At 46.5% G+C, this 13,648-nt stretch carries 12 protein-coding genes; 1 reads left to right on the top strand and 11 read right to left on the bottom strand.

All coding sequences use genetic code 11. The features are described from left to right. Nucleotides 1-27 precede the first annotated feature (27 nt). The 4 genes from Q0757_RS00110 to Q0757_RS00095 form a co-directional block, all read right to left on the bottom strand. Nucleotides 28-987 carry a bifunctional oligoribonuclease/PAP phosphatase NrnA gene (locus tag Q0757_RS00110; RefSeq protein ID WP_298783455.1) on the bottom strand — a complete coding sequence of 320 codons (960 nt, stop codon included), beginning with the start codon at nt 985-987 and terminating at the stop codon, nt 28-30. 17 nt (nt 988-1,004) lie between these two features. Next, on the bottom strand, nt 1,005-2,315 hold the full coding sequence (locus Q0757_RS00105; RefSeq protein WP_298783453.1) for a CBS domain-containing protein: 1,311 nt from the start codon (nt 2,313-2,315) through the stop codon (nt 1,005-1,007). Nucleotides 2,316-2,515: 200 nt separating this feature from the next. Continuing rightward, nucleotides 2,516-3,199 carry a metal-dependent hydrolase gene (locus Q0757_RS00100; protein ID WP_298783451.1) on the bottom strand — a complete coding sequence of 228 codons (684 nt, stop codon included), beginning with the start codon at nt 3,197-3,199 and terminating at the stop codon, nt 2,516-2,518. 77 nt (nt 3,200-3,276) lie between these two features. Then, nucleotides 3,277-4,035: an SDR family oxidoreductase gene (locus Q0757_RS00095; RefSeq protein WP_298783450.1), complete on the bottom strand. Its 759-nt coding sequence runs from the start codon at nt 4,033-4,035 to the stop codon at nt 3,277-3,279. 171 nt (nt 4,036-4,206) lie between these two features. Between Q0757_RS00095 and Q0757_RS00090 the strand changes: the two genes are divergently transcribed. After that, entirely contained in the window at nt 4,207-4,647 is a 441-nt protein-coding gene (locus Q0757_RS00090) for a universal stress protein (RefSeq protein ID WP_091614868.1), read from the top strand. Between the two features lie 129 nt (nt 4,648-4,776). Here the strand turns inward: Q0757_RS00090 and argH are convergent, their stop codons facing one another. The 7 genes from argH to Q0757_RS00055 all read right to left on the bottom strand — a co-directional run bounded on the left by argH (nt 4,777) and on the right by Q0757_RS00055 (nt 13,639). After that, complete coding sequence (argH, locus tag Q0757_RS00085) at nt 4,777-6,156, bottom strand: argininosuccinate lyase (protein ID WP_298783445.1); 1,380 nt, start codon at nt 6,154-6,156, stop codon at nt 4,777-4,779. Beyond that, complete coding sequence (locus tag Q0757_RS00080) at nt 6,153-7,358, bottom strand: argininosuccinate synthase (protein ID WP_298783442.1); 1,206 nt, start codon at nt 7,356-7,358, stop codon at nt 6,153-6,155. Before Q0757_RS00080 ends, argH begins: the two co-directional genes overlap by 4 nt. Before the next feature lie 338 nt (nt 7,359-7,696). Continuing rightward, complete coding sequence (locus Q0757_RS00075; protein ID WP_298783440.1) at nt 7,697-10,075, bottom strand: Lon protease family protein; 2,379 nt, start codon at nt 10,073-10,075, stop codon at nt 7,697-7,699. A 121-nt stretch (nt 10,076-10,196) separates the two neighbouring features. Continuing rightward, entirely contained in the window at nt 10,197-11,390 is a 1,194-nt protein-coding gene (locus tag Q0757_RS00070; protein ID WP_298783438.1) for an acetate/propionate family kinase, read from the bottom strand. 29 nt (nt 11,391-11,419) lie between these two features. Next, nucleotides 11,420-12,418 carry a class I SAM-dependent methyltransferase gene (locus tag Q0757_RS00065; protein WP_298783436.1) on the bottom strand — a complete coding sequence of 333 codons (999 nt, stop codon included), beginning with the start codon at nt 12,416-12,418 and terminating at the stop codon, nt 11,420-11,422. Between the two features lie 133 nt (nt 12,419-12,551). Then, complete coding sequence (gene tpx / locus Q0757_RS00060; protein WP_298783434.1) at nt 12,552-13,052, bottom strand: thiol peroxidase; 501 nt, start codon at nt 13,050-13,052, stop codon at nt 12,552-12,554. A 32-nt stretch (nt 13,053-13,084) separates the two neighbouring features. Next, nucleotides 13,085-13,639 (bottom strand): RDD family protein, encoded by a 555-nt coding sequence (locus tag Q0757_RS00055; RefSeq protein WP_298783432.1) that lies wholly within the window; start codon nt 13,637-13,639, stop codon nt 13,085-13,087. Nucleotides 13,640-13,648 lie beyond the last annotated feature (9 nt).

The following is a 13,648-nucleotide window of genomic DNA, read 5'->3' as shown; positions in this document are numbered from 1 at the left end:
CTTCAGCCTGGCCTATTACGAAGCTCTTTACCGCTGCTTCCAGCTTCGGCAGATAGTCTCAAGCTCCTGGATGATATCCTCCGCTTCTTTCATGTTCTCTGCTTTCGCTCCAGCGGCCATTGTATGTCCGCCCCCGTGGTATTTAACAGCCAGCTGATTGATTACCGGCCCGCGTGAACGAAAGCGCACACGGTATGTTCCCTGCTCTTCTTCTACAAAAAACACCCACGCAATGACACCTTCTGTATCAGCAAAGGAGTTAATTACCGCTGAAGATTCGTTGATAGTTACATTGTACTTATTAAGCATGTCCTGCGTTAAGTACATGTAGGCTGCTCCGTCTTCGGTCAGCGTGAAGTTTTTAAGCACTTCCCCGCGCAGACGCACCAGACTCTCAGGATTTTTATACATTTCGGCATAGATGGCTCCTGGATCAAAATCAAACGCAAGCAGTTCAGCTGCCATACGCATCGTATTCGGCGTGGTATTACTGAACTGGAAACGCCCGGTGTCCCCAATAAGACCAGCATAGCAGAGACGGGCGGTTTCATTCGGGATCGCCCATCCGTAAGACTGCTGGGCATACAGCACCAGCTCGGTAATCATTTCGCAGGTGGAGCTTTTTTTCGTATCCACCCACATCGGCTCGCCGTATGGGTCTTCGTTCGGATGGTGGTCGATTTTTATGATCGCCGCTCCCTGGTCCCATCCCCCGCCGTCAATTCTTGCCATATTGGCAGTGTCGCACACGATAACCAGTGTTTCGGCATCCACTTCAAACGGCTGTTCATCCATGGTTGTTAAAAACGAAAGAGAAGGCTCATTTTCACCTGTAGTGCCCACCTCTTTGCCGGGAAACTGCTTTCTAATCCATGCCGCCAGTCCCGCCTGGGACCCGAGAGCGTCCGGGTCCGGGCGTTCATGCCGGAAAATCATGATTTTACTGTATTGTTCTATCGTTTGTATGATTGCCTGAAACATCTGCATTATTTTTCCTCCATTGATCAGCGGTCGAGCAGCTGTACCATCATCATCGCCTTACCGACGATTGCACCTTCGTAGTACAGTTCCACATCCACTTTTCCGTGTTTTCTTCCCACTTCCAGGATTTTTCCGTTCAACTCAATTTTACTTTCAATCTGTACTGGGCGGATAAAGTAAAGTGTTACGTTTTCTACAACCATGTCACCTTTTTTGTATTCTCTTAAAAGACGCCGGCCTGTTTCTGTGACAAGCGACATGATGACCCCGTTTGCTACCGTCCCCAGCGCATTAGTCATCTGCGGAGTAATATCGCACTCAAACATAAAGCCTGATCCTGGAGAAGCCTCCCGGAATCGGCTTGTCACTGTATCTTCGATGGTTTCCCCGACGTGAGGCTGGCGCTGCACCATCTGCAGCGCTTTTAATACATCCTGCCGGCTGATGACGCCAAGCAGCTTTTTCGCATCGTCCATCACCGGGAGCAGCTCGATTCCTTCCCACACCATCGTGTGGGCTACCGAAGCTACAGACGTTCGTTCACTCACCGTAATCGGAGATTTTGTCATTACTTTTTCAATCGGTGTCTGCACTGAAGCACCCAAAACATCCTTCGCTGCCACCATTCCCTGGATTTTCATGTCCTCACTGATCACCGGATATCTGCTGTGGCCGGTTTTCTGGTTCATTTCATGCCATTTTTCCACAGTGTTATCCACTGTCATAAAATAGGTGTCCTGAAGTGGAATTAAAATGTCGTTTACTACTACAATTTCCTTTTTAATCAGCTGGTCATAGATCGCCCGGTTAATCATTGAGGCTACCGTAAACGTGTCGTATGTCGTTGTAATGACCGGAAGTCCCAGTTCATCCGCCAATGAAATGACATGTTCATTCGTGTCAAATCCGCCGGTGATTAAAACAGCAGCTCCCGCTTCAAGTGCAAGCTTATGCACCTGGTAGCGGTTGCCGACAATAAGAAGATTTCCGGGTTCCACATAGCGCATCATCGCTTCGAGTTTCATCGCCCCGATCACGAAGCGGTTCAGGGTTTTGTGCAGGCCGTTTCTGCCCCCGAGTACCTGGCCATCGATAATATTGACGACTTCAGCATACGTTAAGCGTTCAAAATTTTCTTTTTGCTTTTTTTCAATACGTATCGTGCCCACTCGTTCGATTGTACTGACAATTCCCTGGTTTTCCGCTTCCTTGATCGCCCGGTACGCTGTACCTTCACTTACCTCTAAATTCTTTGCAATTCCTCGGACTGAGATTTTTTCTCCTACATCCAGGGCAAGTATGTAATTTAATATTTGTTCATGTTTAGTCGCCATAGGCACAGTACCTTCCTTTTTATTCACGCATTTACCGGGAACGCTCTGTCTGCGTAAATTTCTAACTGTATTACTTCTGTTTTATTATCTGTACTATTACATTATACGGTTCAAGAACCCTCCCTTCAACTGCCTGCCAGCAATTGCATTAAAAAAAACCGCTCAGTCTGTTTTAAAGACTGAGCGGTTTTTTAAAAGTGTTACAGTTCGATGGATCCGCCTGCTTCCAGCGCTTTTCCTTTGAGCGGTGAAAGCGAGTCCACAAACTGCTGCGGGTCCTGCTTAATGGGCGGCATAGTGTTGTAATGGATTGGGACTGTATAATCCGCGTTTACCCATTCCGCTGCCGTTTTGGCATCCTTTGGCCCCATTGTGAAGTTATCACCGATCGGAACGAATAAAAGATCGATCTTATTTCTTTCAGCAATAAGCTTGATATCTGAGAACAAGCCAGTATCACCCATGTGATACACTTTTTTGCCTTCTGATTCAAAAATGATGCCGCTTGGCATGCCGGTGTATATAATCTTTTGTTCTTCTTCGAGGAAATAGCCCGATCCGTGAAATGCCTGCGTCAGCTGCACGTGACCGAAATCAAACGTGTATCCGCCACCAATATGCATCGGGTGCGTTTCTACACCCTGCCAGCCAAGATACTGTGCCAGCTCAAACGGTGCTACAACAAGCGCATTGTTGCGTTTAGCAATATCCACCGTGTCGCCAACGTGATCAAAGTGACCGTGAGTCAGCAGAATGGCATCTGCTTTTACTTCCTCCGCGTTTAAATCAGTTAACGGGTTGTCTGTAATAAATGGATCAATCAAAATCGTTTTGCCGTTCGTTTCAATCTTTACTACTGAGTGACCATGATAAGATACTTTCATGTATATCCTCCTCCGCAATCAAAAACTGTTTCCGGGGAACTATACCTTTTACTGGCCAAACTTAAACTGCCTTCCTTTTACCTGTGCTTATGAAGCACATCCACTCCACCGGTCACTTCAATCACAGAACCAGTGATCATATCTGCATCGTCATCCGTTAAAAACAAAATAGTTCTCGCAATATCCCCGCCTGTGGCCGGTCTTCCCACCGGGATGGAATGGTCGGTTACCTCTCTGCCTTCATGAATATCCGCTTCCTTAAAATCTCCGGTCACTACGCCCGGGCATACCATATTTGCAGTAATGCCATGAGGCGCTTCTTCAATCGATATTGATTTTGTCAGCGAGACCAGACCGCTTTTTGCGGCAGCGTAGGCTGAACGATAAAGCCATCCCGGTGCTGTTGGAGCATTTTGGAATCCATATGTGACAAAACGGCCAAACTGCTGCCGGCGCATAATCGGTATTGCCTTTCGAGCCAGGTGGAAGGCAGCGCTTAAATTGCCGTCGATCATCCGGTGCCATTCTTCATCAGAGTAATCTGCCAGCTGTTTTTTCTCGAATATGTAGGGGCCGGCGTTATTCACGACAACATCCAGACGGCCAAAAGCTGTGTAAGCTTCCTCCACCATCCGCTCAACGTCCTGCTTTGACACCATATCCCCCTGAACAAACTGAACACGGCTGCTTTCCTCTTCCCACTGCTTTTTCATCCTATAGTATGCTTCGTCTTTTTTTCGGTAAGTAATCGTTAATGTATATCCTTTTTCTTTTAAAGCTTCAGAAACTTTTCGGCCAAGGCCTTTGGTGCCTGCTGTAATTAACGCATGCCTCATCGTTATTCACCCGCCTTTATATCATCCATTAGTCATATAATAATGAAAATTTTTTGAACATTTTCTACTTCTTTTTCCGGCACATCCTTTTACCTACACTCCATCGTTTTAAATTAAAAAAATAGGGAAAATCATCTATAGGAAAGAGAAATCCTACGACAAAAGGGGAGGATGGCATTGAGTAGATACGAAGTTATTATTGTTGCCGTCGACGGCTCAGACGAATCCAGAACAGCTTTCAAAAAATCTGTTGAGATCGCACAGGAGCAGCAGGCAAAATTAATCATCTCTCATGTTATTGATACAAGAACATTCGCTACAATGGAACGGTATGACCGTACTATTATTGCACGAGCAGAAGAATATGGCAACGAACTGCTCGAGAACTACACGGCAGAAGCAAAAAATGCAGGGGTCCCTGACGTCGTCTCCTCGTTGGAGTTCGGTTCTCCAAAAACAAAGATCCCGCGTGAGCTTGCCAAAAACTATGAAGCAGATTTAATCATCACCGGTGCTACCGGCTTGAATGCTGTTGAACGTGTGTTTATCGGAAGCGTTTCTGAAGCTATTGCCCGCCATGCAAAATGTGATGTTTTGATTGTACGTAAATAAAAACTGGGACAGTTCCCCGCATCCATAAGGATTCGGGGATTTTCTATTGTTTAACCAGGCGCAGGGCCCTTCTGCATCAAAAAAGCCCCGGCCGGAGGGTTACTCCGGGCGGGGCAGAAGCAATGCTTATTACGCTTGGTTTATTACCTTTTTTCCCTGCTCGATGGCAGCACGAACCTGCTTGAAGCCGGTGCCGCCTTCACTATTTCTGCGGCTGACAACTGTTTCAGGCTTTAAGACCTCATAGATGTCTTCTTCAAATGCTTCATTTGCCTCTTTGAATTCCTGCATGGAAAGGTCCACAAGATACTTGTTGTTCTGAATGCAGTCAAGCACCAGCTTGCCGACAATCTCATGAGCCTCCCGAAATGGCACTCCTTTAACGGCTAGATAATCCGCCAGTTCTGTCGCATTGGAAAAGTCTTTGCTCGTAGTTTCCGCCATTTTCTCCGTACGAACTTCCATCGTTTCCACCATTCCTGCAAAAATATCCAGAGACCCTTCAAGTGTCCGCACAGTATCAAACAGTCCTTCTTTATCCTCCTGCATATCTTTGTTATACGCAAGCGGAAGTCCCTTCAAAAGCGTATACAGTCCCATTAGGTTTCCGTATACCCTCCCGGTTTTCCCCCGAATAAGCTCTGCCATATCCGGGTTTTTCTTCTGCGGCATAATACTGCTTCCTGTCGCAAAGGAATCATCAAGCTCAATAAACTGGAATTCCTGGCTTGACCAGAAAATCATCTCTTCGGCCAACCTCGATAAATGCATCATCACTGTGGATGACGCACTCATAAACTCCAGGGCGAAATCTCTGTCGCTTACAGCATCCAGGCTGTTTTGGTAAATATCATCAAAGCCGAGCTCCTCTGCCGTCTGCCGCCGGTCGATGGGAAACGTTGTGCCGGCGAGGGCCCCTGCCCCGAGAGGAGAAATATTCGTGCGTTTTAAGCTGTCCTCAAAGCGCCCGTAGTCCCGCTCAAGCATCCAGAAATAAGCCATCATGTGATGGCCAAAGGATATAGGCTGGGCCCGCTGCAAATGAGTGTAGCCGGGAATAATGGTTTCCACGTGCTCCTCGGCCTGCAAAAGCAGCGCCTGCTGCAGGGCCCGGATGGAATTCATAACGGTGTGTGTATGATTTCGCACATACAGATGAACATCTGTAGCAACCTGGTCGTTCCGGCTCCGGCCTGTATGGAGCTTGCCCCCGACCGGACCGATTTCATCAATTAAAAACTTCTCGATATTTAAATGAATATCCTCATTTTGAACCGAGTATTCCAATTCCCCGTTTTTTGCTTTGGCAAGCACCGCTTCCAGGCCACGGTGAATTTCGGAAGCCTCTTCTTCGGTGATGATTTCCTGATTTTTCAGCATATGTACGTGCGCAATACTCCCCTGGATGTCTTCTTCCACCAGTTTTTGGTCAAAAGGAATGGATGCCCCGAAGGCATCCACCCATTCTTCCGCTTGTTTTGTAAAGCGCCCGCCCCACAGTTTGGTCATACATTAACACCTTTCTTGTTAACTGCACTTTGTACTTTGGTCGGCAGACCCCACAGCTGAATAAATCCAACAGCTGCATTATGATCAAATTCGTCGTGCGTTGAGTAGGTAGCCAGGTTTTCATTGTACAAGGAGTAGTCTGATTTTCTTCCTTCAATGATAGCATGGCCTTTAAATAATTTCACCCGTACAATGCCTGTCACGTTGGTCTGCGTTTCTTTCAAAAACGCTTCAAGCGCCGGCCGCACCTGGGAGAACCACAGTCCTTCATAGATCACTTCGCTCAATTTTTTCTCAATAACCGGCTTAAAGTGAGCCACTTCTTTGGAAAGCGTCAGGTCTTCAAGCTCTTTATGCGCCTGAATCAGCGTCATAGCTGCCGGGCATTCATAAATTTCTCTTGATTTAATTCCCACCATTCTGTTTTCCACATGATCAATTCTGCCCACGCCGTGCTTACCAGCAACGTCATTTAATTCCAAAATCAAATCCTGCAGTTCATAGGCCTGGCCGTTAAGTGATACCGGCTTGCCCTGTTTGAATTCAATTTCGACGATATCTGCTTCGTCCGGTGTTTTTTCGAGCGGGTTCGTCAAATCGTAAGCACCTTCCGGTGGTGTGGCCCATGGGTCTTCAAGAACGCCGCACTCATTGCTTCTGCCCCAGAGATTCTGGTCCACAGAATATGGATTATCGAGATTCACTGGAACAGGAACGTCATTTTCCTTCGCATAGGCGATTTCTTCATCTCTCGACCATCCCCACTCCCGGACAGGTGCGAGTACTTCGAGATCAGGATTGAGAGCCTGTATGCTGACTTCAAATCTTACCTGGTCGTTCCCTTTACCCGTACAGCCGTGTGCTACGGCATCGGCATTTGTCTGCTCTGCAATTTCCACAAGCTTCTTTGAAATCAACGGCCGCGACAATGCGGATACGAGCGGATATTTTTGTTCATACAGCGTATGTGCCTGCAGGGCCGGAAGCACGAATTCCTCGGCGAATTCTTTTTTGGCATCTACCGTATATGACTGTACCGCCCCTACTTCCAGTGCTTTATTTTTTACAAATTCCAAATCCTTTCCTTCACCCACGTCAAGACCTACTGCTACCACTTCGTACCCCTGACTGCTCAACCATTTAATTGCTACTGATGTGTCTAAACCGCCTGAATAAGCGAGAACTACTTTTTTGTCTGCCATTCTTATTTCCCTCCAGATTATAATTGAATATTCATGCTTGATTAATTATTTTTATACATCATTTTGAAAAAATTAAAAGGACCAGCGCCTTTGTTTATGATTACTGTATTCAACTTCTTTCATTACTTTAACAAGCCCGCAAAGAATTTGCAACCGGAAAATACAATTTTTTAGTATAAAAATTTATTTTTTTGATATTTTATGCGTTATCCGCCCTTTATCATGCAATCTGGTGTATGTGCATGCATGAATTATAAAACACTTTTGAAATGCTCCTGCTAAACAGCGGGATGAACATACAAATAAGCAGAGACGCCTGTACGGGCCTCTCTGCTTATTTATTCCTGATGCTTTTCTGCCATCTCCATTAAGCGCTGCTGCACGTTACCGTAAACAGTATTGGAAGCGTAGAATCCATTTTCTCCTACCTCACCGGCATGTTCACTCATAAGTATTTCCATGCCTTCTTTCACAGTGTTCACCGCCCAAATGTGAAATTCACCGGCCTCCACGGCCCGCCTGATTTCATTTCGAAGCATTAAATGCTTCGCGTTCTGCGTCGGTATAATTACGCCCTGGGTTTTTGTAAGTCCCTGCTTTTTACATACATAATAAAAGCCTTCAATTTTTTCGTTTACTTCTCCAATTGCCTGCACATCACCAAACTGATTGACAGCTCCGGTCACGGCAATATCCTGGCGGAGCGGCACTTCTGCCAAAGAAGACAGGAGAGCATAAAGCTCCGTGCTTGAAGCACTGTCACCATCCACTAAATGATAGGATTGTTCAAAGGTGATGCTTGCCGCGAGCGGCAGGGGCCGGTCACTTGCAAATTCTGCCTGCAGATAGCTCGTCAGTGTATGAAGGCCCTTCGTATGAAAGGCTCCGGTAAGCTGGGATTCCCTGTCGATATTAACGATCCCGCCGCTCCCGGCATATGTACGCGCCGTGACCCGGGTCGGATAACCGAATGAATAATCCCCTGTATGGGCTACCACCAGTGCATTGATCTGGCCAATTTTTTCTCCGCTCGTTGCGATATTGATTGTTCCATCTTCAATTGCTTCATGAATGGCTGCTTCCGGCTGAGCTGAGCGGTAATTTGTTTCTTTTAAGGCAGCGTGTACGTGATCTTGTTCAACGATGGCTGATTGTTCCTGCGCCGCCCAATAATCCGCTTCAATTAATAAAGATGTTACTTCGTGAAATTTAACGGAAAGCTTGCGCTGGTGGCCTGCTTCTCTGGTGCTGTAATCAATAAGCCTTGCGACTGCTTCCGATGTCAGAGGACGGAGTCGTTTATTATCGCAAAAACAGGCCAGAAAAGTTGCATACTGCCATATATTCTCTTGGGTCCGCTCCATTGTGGTAGTAAAATCCACCTTCACTTTGAAAAGCTTACGGAAGGTTTCATCTTCCTTCTGGAGCTTCTGGTATAAAGCATTCGTTCCGACAAGAAGCACCTTCGCCTGAAAAGGCACAGGCTCCGGCTCGAGATAGGTGCTGGCAAATATATCAGAATCCTCATAAGGAGTCTCAAGCCGGATATAACCCAGCCGCATGGCTCTTTTTAATGCTTTCCATGCAAATGGATGAGACATCAGCTCTGCGGCATGAAGGATTAAAAACCCTCCATTTGCCCGGTGGAGAGCACCTCCTCTGATGTGGGAAAAATCCGTGGGGGAGCCTCCGTTACGGCCAATTTCAACCTTCCCGAACAGGTTGACATATGTCGGGTGAGACTCATAAATGACAGGAGCCCCCGAATTACCGCCGTTATTTACCAAAATATTAATTTCATACCGGCGAAACGAAAAGCCCGATACAGCCGGGCGCTCCTCCTGTGTTTCTTTTGCTGGCAGGAATTCCTGCCAATGCTGAATAACGTCCTTTTCCATGTCCGACAAGAATGTATGTAAGCCTTCGTTGATATATTCATCTTTTAAAGTCGAAATAAAACCCTGGATGGATGCCTGAACCATCTGTTCGTCGGCTTCCCTGAGCTGGCGTCTTAAAATACGCTTTGCCACCTGCTGCTGTCTCAAAAAGTCGTTCACCTGTCTGGTGATCGTCTGAGATTCTTCCATAATATAATCCTGCCGGCTTTTTGAAAGTTCGTTGTAGCTTTCGTCACTGTGGGGTTCGCCGTCATCTTTAAGCGGCACCGCCACGATGTCTTCTTCTGTTTTTTCAAGAGCAAACCCCTTTGCCGCGGCCTCCTCTTCAAGCTTTTCCCAATGCTCGTTAATCGCTTTTTCATGCTTTTCCGCCATAGCTACTTTTTTCCGTTCAAAGGACTTACTGCGAAGTGTCGACGCAATCTCTTCCTGCAGATCCTCAATCAATTCTTTAATATCTTTAGCAAAAGGCTCAGCCATTCCGGCGGGGATGCTCATCACTCTCGGCCGCCTGGGATCTTCAAAAGAATATGTATAAATCCAGTCAGCCGGCACCTGCCGTTTTTCTGCTGCTTCCTTTGCTTTCCTCCGGGCATAGGTCGTTTTCCCAAGCCCGCTTGCTCCGGTTAAAAACATATGATAATTTTCATCCTGAATATCCAAACCCATCTCCATAGCTTTCACTGCACGCTCTTGTCCAATCATTCCCTGAGTTCTATCTGTTAATTCTTTCGTTGTGTGAAAGGAAAACATGCGCGGATCGCAGCGCTCCGCTAATGCTGAGACAGGAAGTTTGCAGCGCATTTCAGCTGTTTGCATAAATCTGTCTCCCTTCAAAGTACTGTTACTCCTTCTTTCCCATTATCCAGAGAATATATGCAGAAATATCATATATTTTGTAAAAAACTCCTGCTTCACCGAAACAGGAGTTGAGTCTTACTTATTGAATCTGGCCGAGCCGGACTGTGTCCCGTGCAATCATTACTTCTTCGTCGGTAGGAACCACTGCAACGGCCACCCGGGAGTCACCTGTCTGAATAAACGCCTCTCCCGAAGCCTGGCTGTTTTTCTCTTTATCAATTTGAATGCCCATAAATTCAAGGCCCTCCATTACTTTTTCACGGACCAGCGCACTGTTTTCGCCTACACCGGCGGTGAATATAACCGCATCGACACCGTTCATACTGGCTGCATAGGTGCCAATATATTTATGCATCCGGGTTAAATATATATCGAGCGCTGTCTGAGCTCTTTCAACGCCTTGCTCCGCCTGCTGAACAACATCGCGGAAATCACTGGACGCTCCGCTTACACCAAGCAGCCCGCTTTTTTTATTCAGTGTATCAATAATTTCCGCAGCTGTCTGGCCGGTTTTTTCCATTAAATATGGAATCAGGGCCGGGTCAATGTTGCCGGAGCGGGTGCCCATCATTACGCCGGCAAGCGGAGTAAAGCCCATCGACGTATCGACAGAAGCTCCCTGGTCCACCGCCGTAATGCTGGCACCGTTGCCAATATGACACGAAATGATTTTCAGGTCATTTTCAGGACGATCCATTAACTCTGTCATCCGCTGACTGACATATTTATGGGAGGTTCCGTGAAAGCCATATTTACGAACACCATACTTTTCGTAGTATTCATAAGGAACACCATATAAATATTTTTCTTTCGGGATCGACTGGTGAAACGCTGTGTCAAATACAGCTACAGATAGTACATCCGGGAGAATATCACGAAACGCTTTAATCCCGACAATGTTAGCCGGGTTGTGAAGCGGGGCAAGCTCGCTTACGTTTTCCAGTTCGCTAAGTACCTGCTCTGTAATTAATACAGAATCCGAAAATGCTTCGCCTCCGTGAACTACCCGGTGGCCCACACCTTCAATGTCATTAACATCGGTGATAACATTATATTTTGTTAACGAGTCCAACAGGGCTTTTACAGCCTCTTCATGATTTTGCAGGGAAGGATATTCGGTTTTCTTTTCCCCCTGCACCTCCACGGTAATAAAAGGGGATTCCAGGCCGATCCGTTCCACGACCCCTTTAGTGATAATGGTCTCTTCAGGCATCTGCAGCAGTTGAAATTTCAGCGAGGAGCTCCCCGCATTAATAGCAATAATGGTAGACATTCTTTCTCCACTCCTAATAATTACTCTCTTTATTTATCGATAAACCCTTCCTGTACAAACCAGTCATTGATCCGCTTCATCATATCCTGCAGAGCTTCCTGACGGCTGAATGATGGCAGCTCTGCCAACAGTGCCTGCCCCGGCTGTTTTACATCAGGACTTTTCTTTTGAAGCATCCATATACTTTTTGAGGCTTCTTTGGCCTGAAACATCGTTTCCGGCAGCTGAAGAAGACCGAGCGTATGCGCATGTCTTTTTACATAAGCCTGAAGCTCCGCTGCTTTTTCATCTTCAAACAGGTTGTTTGGAATAAGAAGCATCATAAAACCACCCGGCTTCAACCGGTTCATCATGCCCTCCACAAGCAGGTGATGCACGTAGGATTTTCCGTCTGTGCCGCCCAGCTGATACAGTTCGGCTATTTGATTTTTCGGATAGTAGCCGACCGGAAGATCACTCATGACCACATCCGGAGCAGGCGCACCGAATTGTTCGATACTGTCCTGATGAAACAGCTGAACAGCATGCTCCTGCAGGTTCGCGAGCGTATAGGCAATTTTAATTAACGTTTCATCAACTTCGGAACCGTAGGCCTCAATATTTTTTTCCGACAGCTGGTTTAATACGGCTGACAGCAGATTGCCTGTACCTACAGCCGGGTCCGCGACCACAAATTCTTTACGTCCGTTCATCAGCTTGTCTACTAAATAACCCATGAAAATAGCAACAGCGTCCGGTGTAATAGCATGATGCTGCTGTACGGACTGCTTCATTCCTTTAATCAAAGCGAGCTGAAACGCTTTACGAATATCCTCCTGCTCCATCGCTTCAGGCATCTTTTCTTCCAGACTCTGCTCCAGACGATCTTTTTCCTCGGCAGATATACGCTGCACTACTGTGCCCTGAAAGATATCCTCTCCAGCTTCGGCTATCGCTTCTAAATACGTTATACTCAGTTCCTGCTGTATCGTTTTTGTAAGGTCATCCACCAATTCAAATAATTGTTCCACCGGTGTCGTTTCATCCATGACAAGCCCTCCTTCTGCAGCGTAAATGCTTCTCCGCTCTCACTTTACAATACGCCAGTATAGCAGATGTGGTCTTTAAAGAGAAGTAATGAAAACAGAATAAATGACGCCCTTGCAGGCGCCATTTTCTTCATTAGTTTGTGTTGTTGGCTGCGTTTATTGCCGCTTCGTAATCCGGATGATTCGTTCCTTCTGAAACAACTTCCTTATAGGAAACCTTGCCTTCGCTATCCACTACGATCACCGAACGGGCAAGCAGTCTCATTTCATCCATTACAAGGCCAAACTGTTCGCCAAAGTCCAGGTCTTTATGGTCGGACAGTACACGGACGTTTTCGATTCCTTCTGCTGCACACCAGCGCCGCTGGGCATAAGGAAGATCACAGCTGATAGTCCATACTTCCACATTTTCAAGCGAAGCAGCTTCTTCGTTGAACTTCCGTGTCTGCTGCGAGCAGACCCCTGTATCAATAGATGGTACTACGCTGATTAACCTTACTTTGCCTGCGGCATCACTTAATGATACCGGAGTCATATCGTTAGCGAGTACAGTGAAATCGGGAGCGTATTCTCCGACTTCTACTTTGTCTCCCACAAGTGTCACCGGTTTTTCTTTAAACGTTACTGCTGTCATTTTACTCCTCCTTCACTTTTTGTTCACGGGCATCATTTTCTTGTATGAATGACCCTCGTATCGGCAATCATATCATGAATACCAGCCTTTTGTGGTGTGAAGGCTACTACAATATAAGCCAGATTGGTAATAACCAGGCTGCGGTAGGCAAACCGGAGAACGATTTCCCTAAAAATGATATCAGACCATTTTAGTTTTTCCCGGTTCACCCGGACAACCCTCAAGCCAAAAATCATTTTACCGAGCGTCTGCCCATAAAGTTTTGTCATCAGCACAAAATATCCGTAGGTGATCACTGCGTTAAATACAGCATACAATGTGATGAATCCCCAAATTTCTCCTTCTCCCGTAAAATAGAATGGAGATAAAAGGAGCCCATTCAAGGAAAAAAGTATAATCAAATCGGTAAGGTATGCCCAAAAGCGCATCCAAAACCCTGCAAACAGCTCTTCCTTCGTTTCATTTTTTGCGGCGTACTTCTGCTTATCTGCTGCCCCGGACAGAGAATCGGCATTCTTATTGCTTTCTTCCGGCGCTGTTCGTTCAGTTCCCTGTGCATCCTCCGGATAGCGGCCGTCTGTAGTCATCTTCATCCC

It is taken from the genome of uncultured Marinococcus sp., assembly GCF_947493875.1.
Lineage (GTDB): Bacteria > Bacillota > Bacilli > Bacillales > Marinococcaceae > Marinococcus.
This window is presented reverse-complemented; position numbering and strand designations above follow the sequence as displayed.